This window comes from Enterobacter cloacae complex sp. 385G4 (genome assembly GCF_057320665.1).
In genome coordinates, this window is the sequence record NZ_JBXWDD010000001.1 from 1,157,878 (window position 1) to 1,176,391 (window position 18,514).

Here is an 18,514-nt window from a genome sequence, read left to right on the forward strand (position 1 = left end):
GTTTCCCTTGTTAACCATTAAGTCTATAAGGGATTAAATTATGTGGAGTGCCCATAAAGCCGCAGTTTATGCCCGCCAGCATGCGGGCGAGCATAGCCAGAAAAGATGTGCAGAATTTGTTTCAAAAGCCATTCGCGTTGGCGGTGCGAATCTGCAGAACACACATTATGCTAAGGATATGAAAAGCAATTTGATTTTGGCTGGCTTCCATCAGATTTACGGCGAGCCTGTTGAGGGTGACGTGGCAGTGATCCAGCCTACAGCCCACCACCCCTATGGCCATGCATGCATCTATGGCGGGAACGGCGTCTGGTACTCTGATTTTGTTCAGCGAACAATGTATCCGGGAAAAGAATACCGGGAAGTAAAGCCAGTGTATGCAATATACAGGCATGACTAACATGAAAAAAATAATTCTTGCTGCCCTGCTTCTGCCCACTCTCGTATCAGCTGCACAGAAGCTACCCCCTGAGGCATCCGCCGCCCTTCAGTTTAATAAGTGGTACATCTCGCAGATTCTTAGTGGGAAAGAGCCAATAAAAAACTATGAAGCGCTGAGCCGATACGTTACCCGCGAAACAATCAGCAAGCTCAAAGCCATGGATAAGCTGGATCCGGATGAATATGACGTGCCTGACGTCGATATGTTCATAAAGGCCCAGGGATATGATGATGACTGGGGCATCGTCAGTGCGCGGGCATTAGATTACGATGCCGCATGCATGCAGGTGTATATATCATTCGGCAAAAAGCGGGATCACACCGTGATTGACTGCATGGTCAAAGAAAATGGCGCATGGAAAGTTCAGTCCGTGGCAAGCGTGAATATTTCTGACAACCTGGGCGCAGAATGATATCGGCGATATGACAGGGGTACTGATGCAATGCATCTTCGCGAATCCCTGTCGTATCGCCGACAAATACACCTTCGCTCTGGATAACTGAATAACTGAATAACTGAATAATAACAATGATGCAAGAAAGTGGATTTCAGGCACAAAAAAACCACCTTTCGGTGGTTTCACGACACTGCTTATTGCTTTGATTATTCTTTGTTTCCCATGGTACCCGGAGTGGGACTTGAACCCACACAGCGCGAACGCCGAGGGATTTTAAATCCCTTGTGTCTACCGATTCCACCATCCGGGCTCGGGAAGAAAGTGGAGGCGCGTTCCGGAGTCGAACCGGACTAGACGGATTTGCAATCCGCTACATAACCGCTTTGCTAACGCGCCGTAAAACTTTTCTAACTGACACCCGCAATTGCGCATGTCTTTAATCTGGAGCGGGAAACGAGACTCGAACTCGCGACCCCGACCTTGGCAAGGTCGTGCTCTACCAACTGAGCTATTCCCGCATGTTATCAAGTTAACTGCTAACCACTTGATTTCATTATCGTCCGGCTTGCTGTGCCGCCGTTCGATGCGTTGCATTCTACTGATATGACGTGATGAGTCAACGTTATTTTTTGCTTGTCTGGATTGTTTGCTGAAAATTACGGCGAAACGATCACTGATCAAGCAAATCCCCGCGCGCAGCGTTCAAATATTGCAGCATTGACCACAGCGTCAGCACCGCCGCGACCCACAGGAGGCCAATCCCCGCCCACTCAACCCAGGCGTTCGGACGCCAGAGCATCCACACCAGCGAGGCCATCTGCGCGGTGGTTTTCACTTTACCAATCCAGGATACCGCCACGCTGCTGCGTTTCCCCAGCTCCGCCATCCACTCACGCAGCGCAGAGATGATGATCTCACGGCCAATCATAGTCGCGGCGGGCAGCGTCACCCACCAGGTATGATAGTGCTCAGCCACCAGCACCATCGCGATCGCGACCATCACTTTATCCGCTACCGGATCGAGAAAGGCGCCGAAACGGGTGCTCTGGTTCCAGCGGCGCGCCAGATAGCCATCAAACCAGTCAGTTACCGCTGCAATAAGGAAGATCAATGCGCAGGCGAACGGTGCCCAGACGACCGGCAGGTAAAACGCCAGCACAAAGAACGGAATGAGTACAACACGAAAGAGAGTGAGCAACGTAGGGATATTATATTGCATAGTGACGGTAACTATTTGTTGTCAGTAAAATTTAGCTCTATGTTGCTACAGAGCCCTCAATGTTTCAACGAGTAGTAGATCTTTTCTGCCAGCCCTTGCGAAATACCCGGCACTTTTGCAATTTCCTCCATACTGGCGTTGAGTAATCCTTGCAATCCGCCCATATACTTCAGCAGCATCTGGCGGCGTTTTGGCCCAACGCCCTCAATAGTCTCAAGCGTGCTCGTGTTTTTGACCTTCGCCCGTTTTTTACGGTGGCCGCTGATGGCATGGTCGTGCGACTCATCGCGAATATGCTGAATGACGTGCAGCGCCGGGGAGTCCGGCGGCAGGCTGAAGCCCTCACCTTCCGGCTCAAAAAACAGCGTTTCCAGACCGGCCTTACGATCGGCCCCTTTTGCCACGCCTAACAGCAGCGGATGATTCTTGTCCCACTCAACGTCGAGCGACTCGAATACCGCTTTCGCCTGACCTAGCTGCCCTTTCCCACCGTCGATAAGAATCACGTCCGGGATCTTGCTCTCTTCAATCGCTTTACCGTAGCGACGGCGCAGCACCTGATTCATGGCAGCATAGTCGTCACCCGGCGTGATGCCGGTGATGTTATAGCGGCGATACTCGGCGCGCAGCGGGCCGTTGGCGTCAAATACCACGCAGGACGCCACCGTCTGCTCACCCATCGTATGGCTGATATCGAAACATTCCATTCGCTTCACTTCCGGCAACTTCAGGAGCGTCGCCAGCGCGGTTAGACGCTGGTTAACCGTCGATTGCTGGGACAGTTTAGTGGTGAGCGCCGTCGCCGCGTTGGTCCGCGCCAGCTTCAGATAGCGTGCACGGTCACCGCGCGGTTTGGTTTGAACATTGACCCGACGCCCGGCCAGTTCGGAAAGCGAATCGGCCAGCAGGGTTTTATCATCGAGGCTAAAATCGAGCAGGATCTCCGAGGGTAGCGTACGCATCTGGCTGCCCTGAAGATAAAACTGACCAACAAAGGTTTCCACCACTTCACCCAGCTCGGTGCCGCCAGGCACCTTCGGGAAATAGCTGCGGCTGCCGAGCACTTTGCCCTGGCGAATAAACAGCACATGCACGCAGGCCATGCCGGCGTCGAAGGCCACGCCGATAACGTCGAGATCGTCGCCGGTATTTGAGACAAACTGTTTCTCAGTGACTCTGCGCACCGCCTGGATCTGGTCGCGGATCCGCGCAGCCTCTTCAAACTCAAGTGCGGCGCTGGCTTTTTCCATTCTGGCGATCAGCTGGGTTAAAACCTGATCGTCTTTGCCAGCTAAGAACAGGCGTACGTATTCTACCTGCTGCGCATACTCGTCTTCACTGACCAGCCCGGCAACACAGGGGCCAAGGCAACGCCCAATCTGGTACTGTAAACACGGGCGCGAGCGGTTGCGGTAGACGCTGTTTTCACACTGGCGGATCGGGAAGATTTTTTGCAGCAGCGCCAGCGTCTCCCGCACGGCATAGCCATTCGGGAAGGGGCCGAAATATTCCCCTTTCGCGTGTTTTGCGCCGCGGTGCATCGCCAGACGCGGATGGGTGTCGCCACTCAGAAAAATAAACGGATAGGATTTGTCGTCCCGCAGCAGCACGTTATAGCGCGGCTGATAGAGCTTAATATAGTTGTGCTCAAGCAGCAGCGCTTCCGTCTCGGTATGCGTCACGGTGACATCAATATTCTGAATGAGTGAGACCAGCGCTTCGGTCTTACGGGAGGCAAGGTTGCTGCGGAAATAGCTGGAAAGACGCTTTTTAAGATCTTTGGCCTTCCCCACGTAGATAACCGTACCGCCAGCGTCATACATGCGATAGACGCCTGGCTGGCTGGTTACGGTTTTCAGAAATGCTTTTGAATCGAATACATCACTCACTGACTTAACAACGTCTCCGCGTTACATAAACCGTGCCGGATGGCCAGATGAGTCAGTTCAACATCACCATGAATGTTCAGTTTACTGAACATACGATAACGATAGCTGTTGACCGTTTTCGGGCTGAGATTCAGCTGCTCTGAGATCTCATTCACTTTCTGACCCTTGGTGATCATCAGCATAATCTGCAATTCACGCTCAGACAAACTGGCAAACGGTGATTCCGTTTTCTCGGGTTCGATCTGGCTCAGCGCCATCTGCTGCGCAATGTCGGAGGCAATGTAACGCTGCCCGGCAAATACAGAACGGATAGCATTCACGACTTCCTGCGGTGCGGCGCCTTTGCTCAGGTAACCGGCTGCCCCCGCCTGCATCACCTTCGCGGGAAGCGGATTTTCAGTATGCACGGTCAGCATGATGACTTTTGTATCAACAAAGGTACGCGCGATTTTGCGTGTTGCCTCAAGGCCACCGATACCGGGCATATTCATATCCATCAGCACCACATCGGCCGAGTTTGTGCGGCACCATTTTACGGCATCTTCCCCACAGCACGCCTCACCGGCAACTTTAATACCTTTAATATCTTCAAGAATGCGTCGTATCCCTGCGCGCACCAGTTCGTGGTCATCAACAAGAAGGACGTTGATCAAAGGAAATGTCTCCAGAATAGGGATAACGCTACTGAGTGATAATTTGGCTTATATTAACGGTTTTCATCACAAGATTAAAACGTTAAAAAATCGGCTATTCGATTTTGCTCTCGTTTTTGGAAATTAGCCTGTACAGTCGATGGAAAGAGAGCCCTTGCCATCAGAGCTTTTGCGGCAATTTTTAAGCATCTGTATTCAAAAAGTTACAAAAAGCATGCACGCTTTCCTCGCGGAAAAACTGTTCTCAATTTTTGTAACAATAATTAACGGCAAGTAAACCAGGCGCAAACAATTAATAGCCGTACCAGAGCATCAGTTTACTGGCTGGCTCTGTTTACGCAAATAAACACTGGCGTAAAAGTACGAAAAACAACCGCTGCATTTTTTGCTGCAGCTTGTGGTATACTCCGCCGCCTTGACTTTCGTCGTCGCGCTTTAGCGCCGTTTAATAATGAGGAAAATAAATGAGCACACCTGAATTTGCCACTGCGGAGAATAACCAGGAACTGGCACAGGAAGTAAACTGCCTGAAAGCGCTGCTAACGCTGATGCTGCAGGCGATGGGCCAGGCTGATGCTGGTCGTGTGATCATTAAAATGGAAAAACAAATCTCGCAGATGGAAGACCAAGCGGAATCGGCCGTATTTGCTAACACCGTTAAGCAAATCAAACAAGCGTACCGCCAGTAACAAAAAACGGCTGGATGCAGTGCATTCAGCCGTCCACTCGTCTGTCACGCAGAACGTACTCTCTAATCAGATCAGTCCCGTAGCCGCCGCATAACAGGCAATCTGCGTCTTGTTTGGCGCATTAAATTTTTTCTGCATATTCTTCTGATGGAAGTTAACCGTATTCTCTGAAATAGAGAGAATGATCGCTATTTCCGCCGACGTCTTCCCTTCCGCGGTCCATTTCAGAATTTCTCGTTCGCGTTTACTGAATTTCATCTCAGGCGGCATAACCATCTTATCTTCAAAACGCAGCAGCGCGGTTAATGCCATTTGCACCAGCATCTGCAGCCGCAGCTCTATTTCCTCGCCGGCAAACGGTCCTTCCTGCGCGCGAGTACGGGAAACAGAGAGGAAGCCGAGCGCATGATTAGGCAGCATCAGACACTGCGTTATTCCCGAACGTAGACCGAAGTCCTGCGCCCTATGCCATAATTCCTGAGCATCCGCAAATAATTCGTCCGTCCAGGGTAAATGCCCCTGAATGAAATTCTCCGGCTTTAGCACCGGATCGATGGTGAAATAGTTCTCTGATTGATATTGCGCCAGCCACTGTTGCGGATAAGTGGCATGCACAGCAATTTTAGGCCGCGTAAACGGCACCGGATGGCGCACACAGAGTGAGTAATAATCGAATTCCAGCGCCTGAGTTTGTCGCTGAAGTTCATGATATACCTCGGCGGCACAGGTCAATTCCTGAAACCGCAGGGAGCAATCCCGTCGCCAGGTGAAAAAGTCTGAATCCTTCATACTTACTAAAAGAAGCCTCTGAAAAGATAATCATTATTATGGTGAATATAACCTAACACATAAAACTTATTTCTAACCACAAAATATCGGCACTAGCACAATTAACTGTGCTATGGATAAGGATTATTCTGTTCGGGTAGAATAAAAGAACACCGTTTAAGGCGAAGAGCGAGAATAATTTGCTCCAGAAGAACTTTCTGGAGCAAATGAGTACATAAATGCTACTGCATAAGGAATTTTTCCAGGAACTGACGGGTTCGCGGCTGCTGGGGGTTAGCAAATAAGCTTTTCGCCGGTCCCTGCTCCACAATCCGCCCCTGGTCCATAAAGATGGCTCTATCCGCCACGTCGCGCGCAAAGCTCATTTCATGGGTCACGATAACCATCGTGCGTTTTTCCTGCGCCAGCTGGCGGATGGTGTTCAGCACCTCACCCACCAGTTCTGGATCGAGCGCGGAGGTCGGTTCATCAAACAGGATCACGTCAGGGCGCATCGCCAGCGCGCGCGCGATGGCCACGCGCTGCTGCTGTCCGCCCGACAGGCGGCGCGGATAGCTGGTCTCTTTCCCTGCCAGCCCGACTTTGGCGAGCAACTCGCGGGCGCGTGCCGTCGCTTCCTCTTTGGGCTCACCTTTTACAATGACCGGTCCTTCAATAATATTTTCCAGCACCGTGCGGTGCGGGAATAGATTGAAGCTCTGGAACACAAAGCCAACATGCTGACGCAGGCGGCGAATCAACCCTTTCTGCTGGCTGATGGATTTACCGGCATCAATCGTTATCTCCCCAACCCGAATGGTGCCCCCTTCCGGCTGCTCAAGCAGGTTGATACTACGCAGCAACGTGGTTTTCCCCGACCCGCTCGGCCCAATAATCGCCACGACTTCTCCCTGCTCAACTTCCAGGTCGATGCCGTGGAGCACCGTTTGCCCGTGGAATTTTTTCACCAGGTTTTTGACGTCAATTGCACTCATTTTGGATCACGCTCCTGGCGGTTAAGCTGGTTTTCAAAGTAGTTTTGCAGAGCAGACAACACCGTCGCCATCACCCAGTAGATCAGCGAGGCGGCCAGATACATGGTGAAAACTTCAAGGGTGCGCGAGGTAATGAGCTGCGCCTGACGGAACAGCTCCGGCACCTGAATGGTTGCCGCCAGAGAGGTATCTTTTACCAGGCTGATGAAGCTGTTGCTCAGCGGCGGAAGCGCTACCCGCGCCGCCTGCGGCAGAATGGCGCGTCGCAGCGTCTGCCACGGCGTCATCCCGATACTGGCCGCCGCTTCCCACTGGCCTTTATCAATCGACGAGATCGCCGCGCGCAGGGTTTCGGAGGTATAGGCCGCCGTGTTAAGCGACAGGCCAATCATCGCCGCCGGGATCGGATCCAGCTCGATGCCGAACTGCGGTAAACCGTAGTAGATCATAAAGAGCTGGGCGATAAGCGGCGTACCGCGAAACACGGAAATATAAAAGCGCGCCAGCCAGCGTACCGGCAGGATGGGCGACATGCGCATTAAGGCCAGTACAAAGCCCAGCACAAGACCGAAGAACATCCCGCCGATACTGAGCTGTAGCGTGAATACCGCACCTTTCAGCAGGAATGGCAGGGAATCAATAACCAGTTGAATACTTTCTTGCATTATTATTTTTCGACCTGATTTTTAGACATGAGGATGATAAGCAAACAGCGCGGGCACCCCGCCGGTGTGCACAAATAAAATCGGCCCTTCATCCTTAAAGCGTTTCTGCGCAATGCCATCGATAAGCCCGGCCATCGCTTTACCCGTATAGACCGGATCGAGCAGTATACCTTCAAGGCGCGCCAGCAGCTTAACGGCTTCCATCCCCTCTTCATTAGGCGTGCCGTAGCCCGGCGCAAAATAGTCATCCCAGAGCAGGATCTCGGCCCTGGCCTTCAGCTCCAGTTGCTCTGCCATCGCCTGTTGCAGCGCCACTACTTTTGGCTTCTGGTCCGCGACGCTGCGGGAAACCGTCACGCCAATCAGCTCGACATCCGGCAGAAGCTGTTCCAGCCCCACCGCCAGCCCGGCATGCGTGCCCGCGCTTCCGGAGGCGACAACGACTGACGAGAGGCTAACGGCGCCCTCGCACTGCTGGGCGATTTCCAGCGCACTTTCCACATAGCCCAGCGCGCCCAGCGCGTTCGAACCGCCGACGGGAATAACGTAGGGGCGGAAACCCTGCGCTTCCAGACGCGTGGCCAGATCGTCGAGCTGCGCGGTCGGGTCGGTCAACGCATCCACCATCTCCACCTGCACGTTAAACAGGTCTAAAAGCAGGCGGTTACCGTTGGTGAGATAGTTTTCCGCCCGCGTGCCAATCGGGTTTTCCAGCAGAGCCACGCAGTGAAGACCGAGTTTTGCCGCCACGGCGGCCGTCTGACGAACATGGTTGGACTGAATGGCCCCGGCAGTAATAAGCGTATCCGCGCCTTCGCGCAGCGCGTCGGCCGCCAGAAACTCCAGCTTGCGCAGCTTATTGCCCCCCATCGCCATCGGCGTCACGTCATCGCGCTTAATAAAAATATCGCGTCCCAGATAATCAGAAAATCGCGGCAGGTACTCCAGCGGCGTCGGCGCGCCGATAAACTCCAGACGGGGAAAGCGCGTTAAATTCTGTAGTGACATGGACTCTCCGGTAACTCAGACAAAATGTGATATTTTTCATTATGCACGCAGACGCGTAAGAAATAAAAAAGGCGCTTTTAAAAGCGCCTTTTTCCAGGTCACCGACTTATTTGGTGACGTCTGCTCCGAACCACTTCTCAGACAGCGCCTTCAGGCTGCCGTCTTTCTGCATGTCAGCAATCGCGGAATCAATGGCTTTCACCAGATCCTCGTTGCCTTTACGGACGGCCACGCCGGATTCCTGACGAGAGAACGCATCACCCGCTACTGCCAGGGTATTATTGGTTTTCTTCACCAGATCCAAAGCGGCCAGACGGTCAACCAGAATGGCGTCGATACGGCCTACGCGCAGGTCCTGATATTTCGTCGGGTCATCATCATAGGTGCGGATGTCCACGCCCTGAACGTTCTGGCGCAGCCACTCTTCGTAGTTAGTTCCCAGACCGACGCCGACTTTTTTGCCTTTAAGATCGGCAGCGGATTTAATGGAGCCTTCGTTGCCTTTCTTCACCAGCGCCTGAATACCGGACACGGTGTACGGCGTGGAGAAGTCATACTTCTTCTTACGCTCGTCAGAAATGGTCACCTGGTTAATCACCACGTCAATGCGTTTTGAATCCAGCGAGGCCAGCATACCGTCCCATTTGGTCGGTTTCAGGGAGGCTTTAACGCCGAGGTGCTTCGCCAGTTCTTCTGCAAATTCCACTTCAAAACCGGTCAGCTTGCCGTCATCGCCCTGGAAGCTGAACGGAGGATAGGTTCCTTCCAGCCCGACCAGCAGCGTACCGCGCTCTTTTACTTTATTCAGCAGGTTTTCTGCAGCGAACGTTTTCACGCTCATGCCCGCAACCAGCGCGACAGCCATAACACCCATCAGCGCCTGACGACCCAGAAGTGCAAATTTCATAAATACCCCGATATAGTGGAATTTTTACGTAGTGTAGAGAAATCGCCTGCAACGTCAAAGGCGACTGCGCTACATCTTATTCTTTTTTAATATATATCAGAAGTTGTTCCGGCGAGCGCTTTCTGCTTCACGGAACCCGGCATTTGCACCTTATATTGCGCATACTTGCGCAGCGCAATACGGTAGTTGTTGGTGCTGGTTGCAGGCAGCCACGGCTCCAGATTTTCATCCAGGTAACCGGTCTTCAGCAGATCGCGAGATATATTGTTAACGCTCAGATGCTGCCCAAGACGGCGCAGGCGAACCACATATTCGCGCACGGTGCCGTGGCTCATCTCCGTTTGTTCAAACAGGAATTGTTTGAAGCCGATGATATCGAAGAAGTCGCTTTGCTCTTTGCAGTGGAGATCGCCACAGAAACGGCAAAGCGCCACCCACTCTTTTTGCTCTTCGAGCCACGCGGCTTCATCCATTAACGTGTCGAGGCGAGAGATAGCGATTTTATTCACGATCTCGCCGCGGCGAACCAGCGTGATACGATCGAGTAATTTGTTACAGTGGGCGCAATGCGTCTGGCTGTGTTTAAAGTCTTTCAGGTAGCGGCTTAAAGGCCGTCTTTTAGATTGCTGCACCGTCATGATAACTCCTGGTTGTCAATACGTTGTGCGGCATTTTTCGGGTGATTGGTTCACCTATAACTTACCCAGTTTGGTTCGTAAGCGTTTAATGGCCTGGCTGTGCAGCTGGCTAACCCGCGACTCCCCCACCTCCAGAACCGCGCCAATCTCTTTGAGATTAAGCTCTTCCTGGTAATAAAGGGTCAACACCAGCTGTTCGCGCTCAGGCAGAGCTTCAATCGCTTCCATTACGCGCTGGCGTAAATTCCCTTCCATTAAATGGTGTAACGGGTTTTCCTGCTGGTGCTCGTCCGTCACCAGCTCGATGCTATCGCCATGCTCTTCGCGCCACTCGTCATAGGAGAAGAGTTGGCTATTATTGGTATCGAGCAACATCTGACGATACTCTTCAACAGCAATACCAAGACGTTCCGCCACTTCGGTTTCCGTTGCGTTGCGTCCCAGTTCCTGTTCCAGCTGTCCCATCGCATGCGCCACTTCGCGCGCGTTGCGGCGAACGCTGCGCGGCACCCAGTCGCGGCTGCGCAGCTCGTCCAGCATCGCACCACGAATACGCTGAACTGCGTAAGTCGTAAATGCCGTTCCTTGCAGAGCGTCGTATCGGTCAACTGCATTCAATAACCCGATACCGCCCGCCTGTAGCAGATCGTCAAGTTCCACGCTCGCCGGCAAACGCACCTGGAGGCGCAATGCTTCGTGACGCACCAGCGGGACATAACGCTGCCACAGCGAGTGTTTATCCATTACACCTTCAGCGGTATAGAGTGAATTCACGATAAACAGCCCTGCGTTAGTTGAGTTATCGGCATGATTATCCGATTCTGCAGGGCGTTCAATTGGATGAAAAAGGGGGATAAAGTGAGGTTATTCTGAGGTTGCCCGCAGCAGGGGCAACTTTTCTGGCTAAATTAACAGTTGTAACAATGAAAGATCGTCGCCCAATTTGACGCTATCTATATGTTGATGAAAGAGCTTTCCGGCTTCCTGATTATGCTGGCTCAGGGAGTGGAAGCTGTAAATAACGTCAATAATATTGTCTTGTTCAATTTTCCCCGCCGCGATGGCCTGACCGGCAAGCAGCGATTTGAGAAAATAGAACTCCGCAACGATTAAATAAAGATTATTCAGCATGCTGCGGCCATTGCTCTGCGGGAAACCCTGCTCCCAGAGCTTGTATTTAAAAAAGTTCTTAAACAGGTGATCGTTTGCCGCTATGTAACCGCCCGCCACATCGCGCCAGACGGACTCGATGTTTTCCATGACCTTTTCAGCCGGCACGCTGTCACCGACAGCCTCGAACTGCTGGTACAGCTGGGAGAAATAACGGTTTAAAACTGCCCCACCGCGGCTGGCCGTTTTCTTTGTAAAGAAGCTTTGAATAAGCGAAATTAATCCGAATTTAAGGCTATAGTTCTGGTTGAAGCCACTCAATTCAGCCTTGATTTTACCGCTCACCAGCTCGTTCACCAGTGAATAATAAACCGTTTCGAGCGTGCTGATATTCTCTTCCAGGTTTTGTAGCTTTTCAGCCACCATCAGGAATTTCACCACGGCATAAACTTGTTCTTCAACGCTCACCGCCTCAACGCTGAACAGGTTCTGGCAGAAGAGATTGATGACCTTAGCCTTCAAATCCATCGCTGGCGCATTATTAACGTCCTGCTGAACGCTGATGGATTCCATCATCGCCATCGACTCCCGATCGTTCAGCAGCAGACGGGTCACTTCCGGACACGAGAGGTTAAGGGATTTTTCGATTTCGGTTTTATAGACCCGGTTTGTCCGGGGAAACGACGAACAGGTCGGGCTTAAGGCCTGAGCGCCCATCGCACCATGAATTGAGCAGAGCTTATCGGTATCCATAAACGGGCAGTTTTTACTCTCCGTATGGAAAATCACCTCACCCCAGTGGCCGTACTGTTTTTTGGTAATTTTAATTCCCGTCTTCGCCGTCTGGCGAATTGCCGCGTTTTTACTGTTGAGATAGCGGTTGACGGAGGATTTATCGAACGCGATGGTCCAGCCCTGACAACAATGTTCACGGCATTCCCCACCGACACAGGAAAAATCTGCGACCAGTTTAGGCTGGGTAATAACGATCTGTTTCACGGGAGGATCCTCAAAATTCAGAGACAAAAAAACCCCGCCGAAGCGGGGTTTGATGCGTAAAATTAACGCAGCAGAGACAGAACGGTCTGTGGAACCTGGTTTGCCTGGGACAGAACAGAAGTACCAGCCTGCTGCAGGATCTGCGCGCGGGACATGTTGGAAACTTCAGTTGCGTAGTCAGCGTCCTGGATACGGGACTGAGCAGCAGACAGGTTGTTAGAGGTGTTGTTCAGGTTGTTGATTGCAGAAGTGAAGCGGTTCTGCACAGCACCCAGACCGGAACGAGCGGTATCAACTTTAGCGATTGCTTTGTCAATGGTGTCCAGATCGGTTGCTTTGATTGCTTTCAGGTCAAGACCATTTACGCCCAGAGTAGTGGAGTCAGCTTTAGCACCGCTCAGGTCCAGAGTAATAGTGTCGCCATCGTTAACACCAACCTGAATCGCAACTTTACCATCACCAGCTGCACCCGCAGTGCCAGTCAGCAGTTTGATGCCGTTGAAGTCAGTCTTGCCTGCAACGCGGTCGATTTCAGCCAGACGAGCGGTAACTTCATCCTGCAGAGAGGCCAGGTCAGACGTGCTGTTGGTGCCGTTGCTTGCCTGAACAGCCAGTTCACGAACGCGCTGCAGGTTGTTGTTGATTTCGTTCAGGGAACCTTCAGCAGTCTGCGCCATGGAAATACCGTCGTTGGCGTTACGCGCTGCCTGAGTCATACCTTTGATCTGGGAGGTCATGCGGTTTGCAATCGCCTGGCCAGCGGCATCGTCTTTCGCGCTGTTGATACGCAGACCTGAAGACAGACGCTCAATAGCAGTGCCCAGAGAAGACTGAGATTTGTTCAGGTTGTTCTGAGTAGTCAGGGACAACAGGTTAGTATTGATAACTGCCATAATTTTCTTTCCTTCAAAAATTGGGTTTTAGGTCCGGTGCCTAACACTCACAGCGTCTCTCACCGTCAACAAGGTTATCGACGGGTCCCGAAAAGACTTTAGAATCAATTTCGAAAAAATTATAACTAAATGATTATCAATGGTTTTATTTTTAAAAAATCAATTAAGGTTCATCATAAGGTTATTATTTACGGCTTTTTATTACGCGGAATATGCCAAAAAAGGCACACACTTATCTGTGTTATTGACGCGCTAAAAATCATCCCAAAGTGCAATCGTTTCATTTAACGCGCCAGGACATGCCTATTCTTTGGATTATTTTTTTCTCACCATCGTAAACTTTTACTATTCGAGGCCGATAAGAGTCCTGAACTACTTTCGTATTTAAGGAAAATATGCATGGCTACTATCAGTAACCTCGGGATAGGTTCTGCAGGACTCGGGGAATTATATAATCAGTTGGATGCAGCAGAACGAACCAAGCTGACGACGATTACTACCCAGCAATCAACGTATAACGCACAGTTAAGCGCGTACGGCAAGCTGCAGAGTGCCATGACCTCGCTGCAGACTGCGACCGCTGCGCTGGGTAAAGCGACCACATGGAACTCAACCGCCGTAAGCAGCACCAACACGGCCTTTACGGCAACCACGACCGCAGACGCATCCGTCGGCTCTTATGTGGTTAATGTCAACCAGGTGGCAAAAGCACAGGCGCTCACGACGGGCTCCTATGCCACCAACACGGAGCTGCTGGGCGATACGACCGGCACGACGCGTAAAATTACGATTACCCAGCCGGGGACAAAAACGCCTTTAGAGGTGAACCTTGCCGATGGCGATACGTCGCTTGCCGGGATCGCGAGCGCGATTAATAAAGCGAACGGCAACGTCACCGCCAGCGTAATCAAGGCGAAAGACGGCGATTACCGCCTGATGCTCTCCTCGAAAACCACCGGTACGGATGGCGAGATGACCATCAGCGTCACCGGGGACGACAAGCTGCAAAGCGTAATCGGCTACGACTCAACCGCCAAAACCGGCGCGCTGGCGGTAAATACCGCGGCCCAGAACGCGATTGTCGTTGTGAACGACATCAAGATTGAGCGTCAATCGAACACCATTTCCGATGCGCTGCCGGGGATGACCTTCACCGTGAAGGCAGAAAGTAAAGCGGATGAAATGCTGGAAGTAACGCGCGCCACGGATGCAAACCAAAAAGCCGTAACGGACTGGGTAACCGCGTATAACTCGCTGCAGTCCACCATTAACAGCCTCACCAAATATGTCGCGGTCGACGCGGGTGCTGGCGGTCAGTCCACCAGCAACGGCGCGCTGGTGGGTGATGCAAACGTGCGCGGGATCCAGTCTCAGTTGCGCGGTCTGCTGACCGAAGTTCAGGCTGGCTCCGTTCAGATCATGGCTCAGCTGGGGATTACCCAGGATCCGGTAAAAGGTGCAGACGGTACGGTCGGTAACCTCAAAGTGGATTCCGATAAGCTGAAAAAAGCGCTGACCGACAACCCGACCGCCGTACAGCAGTACTTTATCGGTGACGGAAAGAAAACCGGTCTGGCGACCCAGATGAACAACACGCTGACCACCATGCTCAGCACCAGCACCGGCAGCGCGGGCGTGATCCAGAACGCGAAAGACGGTATCAACAAAACGCTGAAAACCCTGGGCGAACGTTACGACTCTATGGAAGCCTCTATTGATGCCACCATGGCGCGTTACAAAGCGCAGTTCACCAGCCTGGACGTATTAGTCACCAAAATGACCAGTACGGCCAACTATCTGACCCAACAGTTCTCACAAAAATAGTCGTAGCCTTCAGGAGTGGATATGTATAAGACCTCTGGTGTTCAATCCTATCAGCAGATAGGAGTAGAAAGCGCAGTTATGAATGCCAGTCCACACCAGCTGATTGTCATGTTGTTCGACGGGGCGCATAGCGCCCTCGTCCGCGCGCGTTTGTTCATGGAAGCCGGACAAATTCGTGAAAAAGGCGAAGCGTTATCGAAAGCCATTAACATCATCGACAACGGTTTAAAAGCAGGACTGAACATGGAGGTTGAGAGCGAGCTGTCCAGTAATCTTGCCTCCTTGTACGAATATATGGTTCGACGTTTATTACTGGCGAACGTCAGTAATGACGTAGACGCAATTGTTGAAGTCGAGGGTTTATTAAACAACATTGCGGATGCGTGGAAGCAAATCGGCCCCAATGCGTCCTCTATTTCAGGATAATTTTGATGAATAATCCCAGCGCAGCGCTTAGCCACTGGCAGGCGTTACATGCTCAGAGCATTGCTATGCTAAATCTCGCACATTCTGGTCAATGGGATGCGCTTATTGAGCAGGAAATGCATTACGTTCAACTGGTGGAAAGGATTTCGCAAACGCCCATCATGTCATGCCCCCCGGCTCAGGTTGAGCAAGCGCGTGCGCTGCTGGAGATGATCCTCGACAATGAGAATACGTTAAAGGCGCTGCTGAAAGTGCGGATGGACGAACTGCGTAATCTCATCGATCAAACCGGCAAACAGCAATCCATCACCTCTACCTATGGAAAGCTGTCAGGGAATATTCTTTATCCAGAAAGTGTTACCCGCGACACACAATTATGATTTCTTCATCCATACTCCAGAAGTCTGCCATATGGCTTCTGGAGCACGGACGATGAAAAACCCCACCCTGTTACAATGCTTTCACTGGTATTACCCCGCTGGCGGTGAATTGTGGCGAGAAGTCACGGCGTTAGCCCCCAATCTTAACGAAATCGGCATTAACATGATCTGGCTGCCGCCCGCGTATAAAGGAGCTTCCGGCGGGTATTCGGTTGGCTATGACTCTTACGATCTGTTTGACCTCGGCGAGTTTGATCAGAAAGGCAGCATCGCCACGAAATACGGCGACAAAGCGCAGCTGCTGGAGGCCATCGACGCCCTCAAAAGCAACGACATTGCCGTCCTGCTGGACGTGGTGGTGAACCACAAAATGGGGGCAGATGAGAAAGAGCCTGTCCGCGTTCAGCGCGTGAACGAACAGGACCGTACACAGATTGATGATGAAATCATCGAGTGTGAGGCCTGGACTCGCTACACCTTCCCTGTCCGCGCCGGGCAATATTCGCAGTTTATCTGGGATTACAAATGCTTTAGCGGCGTCGACCATATTGAAAACCCGGATGAAGACGGGATCTTCAAAATCGTCAACGACTACACCGGCGAAGGCTGGAATGACCAGGTCGATGATGAGATGGGTAACTTCGATTACCTGATGGGCGAAAATATCGACTTTCGCAATCACGCCGTCACCGAGGAGATCAAATACTGGGCCCGCTGGGTCATGGAACAGACGCGCTGCGACGGTTTTCGTCTGGACGCCGTCAAGCATATTCCCGCCTGGTTTTACAAAGAGTGGATTGAGCACGTTCAGGAAGTCGCCGAACAGCCGTTGTTTATCGTGGCGGAATACTGGTCTCACGAGGTGGATAAACTTCAGGCCTATATTGACCAGGTCGACGGTAAAACCATGCTGTTTGATGCCCCCCTGCAGATGAAATTCCACGAGGCGTCACGCCAGGGTCGGGATTACGACATGAGCCAAATCTTCACCGGCACGCTGGTGGAGGCCGACCCGTTCCATGCGGTGACCCTCGTCGCGAACCATGACACGCAGCCTCTACAGGCGCTGGAGGCCCCGGTCGAAGCCTGGTTTAAACCGCTGGCGTACGCGCTGATCCTGCTGCGGGAAAACGGCGTGCCGAGCGTCTTCTATCCGGATCTGTTCGGCGCAAGCTATGACGATACGGGAGGCGACGGTGAAACGTACCATATTGATATGCCGGTGATTGAGCAGCTTCACGAGCTGATCCTCGCCCGCCAGCGTTTTGCCCACGGCGTGCAGACGCTCTTTTTTGACCATCCTAACTGCATCGCCTTCAGCCGCAGCGGCACGGAAGACGATCCCGGCTGCGTGGTGGTGATGTCGAACGGCGACGACGGCGAGAAGGTAATTTGCCTGGGGGAAAACTACGGCAACAAAACGTGGCGTGATTTTCTCGGCAATCGTGAAGAAACGGTCACCACGGCGGCGGATGGCGAAGGCACCTTTACCTGTAAAGGGGGAAGCGTCAGCGTGTGGGTGATTGAGGATGCGTTGTAGAACGGGAAACGTGCGGCCTGATGCCCTCACCCCATCCCTCTCCCACCGCGAGAGGGCGCAAACACCAAAAACGGCAACGAGGTTGCCGTTTTGCTTTTACCCTTAGGGCAGTTTACTCTCCAGCGGATTCTTGCTCAGGTAATCCGCACATTCCACCGTTGGGCGGTCAACCTTCTGCAGCTCCATCCCGTCATATTCAAGCGTAGCGCCGTCGCGATCCAGCGGATAGATATCCAGCTTGCGTGTGACGTTGTAATAGCTGTCTGAACGCAACATGATCTTACCCGGTACGGCAATCACGCGCTGCCACTGGCGGCAGTCCAGCGTATCGCCCTCTTCCGTCACCACCAGGGTGGCAATCGCTTCAGGGCTGACCAGACTGCTCTGCGGCCCTTTCGACTGCCAGTATCCCGCCAGGTTCGCCGGGACGGGATGCTTGATCACGTCATTATAGTTATCGACCTGAACGCACCCGGTCAGTGCCAGCAGCGCGCCAGCAATTGCTATTTTTTTCATCATCTTTCCTGCATTCGAAGAAAAAAATATTGTGGCATTAAAGCGCTGAGGCTGCCAGCGAAGATCGAGGGGGCTTAAACCTGCATGCCCATCACTTCCTGATACGCCGACACCAGTTTGTTACGCACCTGGATCCCCATCTGCAGGGAAACCGAGGCTTTTTGCAAATCGGTCATCACATCATTGAGCGCCACGCCCGGCTCGCCGAGGGTGAACTTCTCCGCCTGCGTACGCGCAGCGGTCTGGGTATCGCTGATACGGTCAAGGGCGGCATGCAGTTGCCCCGCAAAGCTGATGGTCGGCTGCTGTTCTGCCACATTCTGATTACGGGCCGTCATCGCCGTTGCCTGCAACTGACTGATGACCCCTTCAATGCCCTGTATAGCCATGACTCTCCCCTGGATGGTTTTTTACGCGGTCAAGACTAACAGCTTGTCAATAAGATAATGGCGGTAAATAGCGTGAAAAAACCAGGTTATTTGACGCATAGAAAATCCGGAATCGTCAAATAATGGCAGGGCCATCAATATGGAACTTTTGTCGTGTTTGCCGACCC

At 52.3% G+C, this 18,514-nt stretch carries 21 protein-coding genes, 3 tRNA genes and 1 pseudogene; 8 read left to right on the forward strand and 17 right to left on the reverse strand.

Annotated features, from left to right (window positions below):
- Positions 1-40: 40 nt before the first annotated feature.
- Together AC2FAJ_RS05710 and AC2FAJ_RS05715 are read left to right on the forward strand one after the other, a co-directional pair.
- Positions 41-400: a CHAP domain-containing protein gene (locus tag AC2FAJ_RS05710; RefSeq protein ID WP_485453914.1), complete on the forward strand. Its 360-nt coding sequence runs from the start codon at positions 41-43 to the stop codon at positions 398-400.
- Position 401: 1 nt separating this feature from the next.
- Positions 402-854 carry a DUF3828 domain-containing protein gene (locus AC2FAJ_RS05715; protein WP_047362808.1) on the forward strand — a complete coding sequence of 151 codons (453 nt, stop codon included), beginning with the start codon at positions 402-404 and terminating at the stop codon, positions 852-854.
- A gap of 208 nt (positions 855-1,062) precedes the next feature.
- Here AC2FAJ_RS05715 and AC2FAJ_RS05720 read toward each other — a convergent pair.
- The 6 genes from AC2FAJ_RS05720 to uvrY all read right to left on the reverse strand — a co-directional run bounded on the left by AC2FAJ_RS05720 (position 1,063) and on the right by uvrY (position 4,600).
- Positions 1,063-1,149: transfer RNA gene (locus AC2FAJ_RS05720), tRNA-Leu, on the reverse strand.
- Between the two features lie 12 nt (positions 1,150-1,161).
- A tRNA-Cys gene (locus AC2FAJ_RS05725) sits at positions 1,162-1,235 on the reverse strand.
- Between the two features lie 46 nt (positions 1,236-1,281).
- Positions 1,282-1,357, reverse strand: a tRNA-Gly gene (locus AC2FAJ_RS05730).
- 152 nt (positions 1,358-1,509) lie between these two features.
- On the reverse strand, positions 1,510-2,058 hold the full coding sequence (gene pgsA / locus AC2FAJ_RS05735; RefSeq protein ID WP_041909393.1) for a CDP-diacylglycerol--glycerol-3-phosphate 3-phosphatidyltransferase: 549 nt from the start codon (positions 2,056-2,058) through the stop codon (positions 1,510-1,512).
- Between the two features lie 56 nt (positions 2,059-2,114).
- The gene (uvrC, locus tag AC2FAJ_RS05740) at positions 2,115-3,947 is read right to left on the reverse strand and encodes an excinuclease ABC subunit UvrC (RefSeq protein WP_045631540.1); all 1,833 of its coding nucleotides are present in this window, start codon (positions 3,945-3,947) and stop codon (positions 2,115-2,117) included.
- Positions 3,944-4,600 carry a UvrY/SirA/GacA family response regulator transcription factor gene (gene uvrY / locus AC2FAJ_RS05745; protein ID WP_013096026.1) on the reverse strand — a complete coding sequence of 219 codons (657 nt, stop codon included), beginning with the start codon at positions 4,598-4,600 and terminating at the stop codon, positions 3,944-3,946. The genes uvrC and uvrY overlap by 4 nt, the downstream gene beginning before the upstream one ends.
- A gap of 370 nt (positions 4,601-4,970) precedes the next feature.
- On the opposite strand from uvrY, the pseudogene AC2FAJ_RS05750 reads away from it, so the two are divergent.
- Together AC2FAJ_RS05750 and AC2FAJ_RS05755 are read left to right on the forward strand one after the other, a co-directional pair.
- A pseudogene (locus AC2FAJ_RS05750) lies at positions 4,971-5,039 on the forward strand (hypothetical protein); the annotation flags it as partial.
- A 25-nt stretch (positions 5,040-5,064) separates the two neighbouring features.
- A complete protein-coding gene (locus AC2FAJ_RS05755; protein ID WP_222567081.1) occupies positions 5,065-5,289 on the forward strand; it encodes a DUF2594 family protein in 225 nt (74 codons plus the stop codon).
- A 66-nt stretch (positions 5,290-5,355) separates the two neighbouring features.
- Here AC2FAJ_RS05755 and sdiA read toward each other — a convergent pair whose 3' ends face one another.
- The 9 genes from sdiA to AC2FAJ_RS05800 all read right to left on the reverse strand — a co-directional run bounded on the left by sdiA (position 5,356) and on the right by AC2FAJ_RS05800 (position 13,272).
- Positions 5,356-6,078, reverse strand: a complete 723-nt coding sequence (sdiA, locus tag AC2FAJ_RS05760; protein ID WP_028013675.1) for a quorum-sensing transcriptional regulator SdiA — start codon at positions 6,076-6,078, stop codon at positions 5,356-5,358.
- A 221-nt stretch (positions 6,079-6,299) separates the two neighbouring features.
- Positions 6,300-7,052 (reverse strand): L-cystine ABC transporter ATP-binding protein TcyN, encoded by a 753-nt coding sequence (tcyN, locus tag AC2FAJ_RS05765; RefSeq protein ID WP_028013676.1) that lies wholly within the window; start codon positions 7,050-7,052, stop codon positions 6,300-6,302.
- Positions 7,049-7,717, reverse strand: coding sequence for a cystine ABC transporter permease (tcyL, locus tag AC2FAJ_RS05770; protein ID WP_028013677.1), 669 nt, complete (start codon positions 7,715-7,717; stop codon positions 7,049-7,051). Before tcyL ends, tcyN begins: the two co-directional genes overlap by 4 nt.
- 21 nt (positions 7,718-7,738) lie before the next feature.
- A complete protein-coding gene (gene dcyD / locus AC2FAJ_RS05775) occupies positions 7,739-8,725 on the reverse strand; it encodes a D-cysteine desulfhydrase (protein ID WP_485453915.1) in 987 nt (328 codons plus the stop codon).
- 106 nt (positions 8,726-8,831) lie between these two features.
- A complete protein-coding gene (gene tcyJ, locus AC2FAJ_RS05780; RefSeq protein ID WP_028013679.1) occupies positions 8,832-9,632 on the reverse strand; it encodes a cystine ABC transporter substrate-binding protein in 801 nt (266 codons plus the stop codon).
- Positions 9,633-9,718: 86 nt separating this feature from the next.
- A complete protein-coding gene (fliZ, locus tag AC2FAJ_RS05785; RefSeq protein WP_028013680.1) occupies positions 9,719-10,270 on the reverse strand; it encodes a flagella biosynthesis regulatory protein FliZ in 552 nt (183 codons plus the stop codon).
- A gap of 54 nt (positions 10,271-10,324) precedes the next feature.
- On the reverse strand, positions 10,325-11,044 hold the full coding sequence (locus tag AC2FAJ_RS05790) for an RNA polymerase sigma factor FliA (RefSeq protein WP_014170714.1): 720 nt from the start codon (positions 11,042-11,044) through the stop codon (positions 10,325-10,327).
- A gap of 129 nt (positions 11,045-11,173) precedes the next feature.
- Entirely contained in the window at positions 11,174-12,379 is a 1,206-nt protein-coding gene (fliB, locus tag AC2FAJ_RS05795) for a flagellin lysine-N-methylase (RefSeq protein ID WP_485453916.1), read from the reverse strand.
- A gap of 62 nt (positions 12,380-12,441) precedes the next feature.
- Positions 12,442-13,272, reverse strand: a complete 831-nt coding sequence (locus AC2FAJ_RS05800) for a flagellin N-terminal helical domain-containing protein (RefSeq protein ID WP_126818452.1) — start codon at positions 13,270-13,272, stop codon at positions 12,442-12,444.
- A gap of 399 nt (positions 13,273-13,671) precedes the next feature.
- Here AC2FAJ_RS05800 and fliD point away from each other — a divergent pair, with 399 nt between their 5' ends.
- From fliD to amyA, 4 genes are read left to right on the forward strand one after another with little or no spacing between them, the layout of a single operon-like run.
- The gene (gene fliD, locus AC2FAJ_RS05805) at positions 13,672-15,096 is read left to right on the forward strand and encodes a flagellar filament capping protein FliD (protein ID WP_224065808.1); all 1,425 of its coding nucleotides are present in this window, start codon (positions 13,672-13,674) and stop codon (positions 15,094-15,096) included.
- A 21-nt stretch (positions 15,097-15,117) separates the two neighbouring features.
- On the forward strand, positions 15,118-15,522 hold the full coding sequence (gene fliS, locus AC2FAJ_RS05810; RefSeq protein ID WP_045260346.1) for a flagellar export chaperone FliS: 405 nt from the start codon (positions 15,118-15,120) through the stop codon (positions 15,520-15,522).
- A 5-nt stretch (positions 15,523-15,527) separates the two neighbouring features.
- Positions 15,528-15,902: a flagella biosynthesis regulatory protein FliT gene (fliT, locus tag AC2FAJ_RS05815; protein ID WP_045260347.1), complete on the forward strand. Its 375-nt coding sequence runs from the start codon at positions 15,528-15,530 to the stop codon at positions 15,900-15,902.
- 52 nt (positions 15,903-15,954) lie between these two features.
- The gene (gene amyA / locus AC2FAJ_RS05820) at positions 15,955-17,442 is read left to right on the forward strand and encodes an alpha-amylase (protein WP_194385665.1); all 1,488 of its coding nucleotides are present in this window, start codon (positions 15,955-15,957) and stop codon (positions 17,440-17,442) included.
- 102 nt (positions 17,443-17,544) lie between these two features.
- Here the strand turns inward: amyA and yedD are convergent, their stop codons facing one another.
- Together yedD and fliE are read right to left on the reverse strand one after the other, a co-directional pair.
- Positions 17,545-17,958, reverse strand: coding sequence for a lipoprotein YedD (yedD, locus tag AC2FAJ_RS05825; RefSeq protein WP_045260349.1), 414 nt, complete (start codon positions 17,956-17,958; stop codon positions 17,545-17,547).
- Between the two features lie 74 nt (positions 17,959-18,032).
- A complete protein-coding gene (gene fliE, locus AC2FAJ_RS05830; RefSeq protein ID WP_013097729.1) occupies positions 18,033-18,347 on the reverse strand; it encodes a flagellar hook-basal body complex protein FliE in 315 nt (104 codons plus the stop codon).
- Positions 18,348-18,514 lie beyond the last annotated feature (167 nt).

What these genes read in the sequence shown, in the direction of transcription:
- AC2FAJ_RS05715 (WP_047362808.1), top strand. Translation starts at nt 402, where the DNA reads ATGAAAAAAATAATTCTTGCTGCCCTGCTTCTGCCCACTCTCGTATCA.
- tcyJ (WP_028013679.1), bottom strand. Translation starts at nt 9,632, where the DNA reads ATGAAATTTGCACTTCTGGGTCGTCAGGCGCTGATGGGTGTTATGGCT.
- yedD (WP_045260349.1), bottom strand. Translation starts at nt 17,958, where the DNA reads ATGAAAAAAATAGCAATTGCTGGCGCGCTGCTGGCACTGACCGGGTGC.
- fliS (WP_045260346.1), top strand. Translation starts at nt 15,118, where the DNA reads ATGTATAAGACCTCTGGTGTTCAATCCTATCAGCAGATAGGAGTAGAA.
- sdiA (WP_028013675.1), bottom strand. Translation starts at nt 6,078, where the DNA reads ATGAAGGATTCAGACTTTTTCACCTGGCGACGGGATTGCTCCCTGCGG.
- fliE (WP_013097729.1), bottom strand. Translation starts at nt 18,347, where the DNA reads ATGGCTATACAGGGCATTGAAGGGGTCATCAGTCAGTTGCAGGCAACG.
- fliZ (WP_028013680.1), bottom strand. Translation starts at nt 10,270, where the DNA reads ATGACGGTGCAGCAATCTAAAAGACGGCCTTTAAGCCGCTACCTGAAA.
- amyA (WP_194385665.1), top strand. Translation starts at nt 15,955, where the DNA reads ATGAAAAACCCCACCCTGTTACAATGCTTTCACTGGTATTACCCCGCT.
- tcyN (WP_028013676.1), bottom strand. Translation starts at nt 7,052, where the DNA reads ATGAGTGCAATTGACGTCAAAAACCTGGTGAAAAAATTCCACGGGCAA.
- AC2FAJ_RS05710 (WP_485453914.1), top strand. Translation starts at nt 41, where the DNA reads ATGTGGAGTGCCCATAAAGCCGCAGTTTATGCCCGCCAGCATGCGGGC.
- AC2FAJ_RS05800 (WP_126818452.1), bottom strand. Translation starts at nt 13,272, where the DNA reads ATGGCAGTTATCAATACTAACCTGTTGTCCCTGACTACTCAGAACAAC.
- tcyL (WP_028013677.1), bottom strand. Translation starts at nt 7,717, where the DNA reads ATGCAAGAAAGTATTCAACTGGTTATTGATTCCCTGCCATTCCTGCTG.
- AC2FAJ_RS05755 (WP_222567081.1), top strand. Translation starts at nt 5,065, where the DNA reads ATGAGCACACCTGAATTTGCCACTGCGGAGAATAACCAGGAACTGGCA.
- dcyD (WP_485453915.1), bottom strand. Translation starts at nt 8,725, where the DNA reads ATGTCACTACAGAATTTAACGCGCTTTCCCCGTCTGGAGTTTATCGGC.
- pgsA (WP_041909393.1), bottom strand. Translation starts at nt 2,058, where the DNA reads ATGCAATATAATATCCCTACGTTGCTCACTCTCTTTCGTGTTGTACTC.
- fliT (WP_045260347.1), top strand. Translation starts at nt 15,528, where the DNA reads ATGAATAATCCCAGCGCAGCGCTTAGCCACTGGCAGGCGTTACATGCT.
- fliD (WP_224065808.1), top strand. Translation starts at nt 13,672, where the DNA reads ATGGCTACTATCAGTAACCTCGGGATAGGTTCTGCAGGACTCGGGGAA.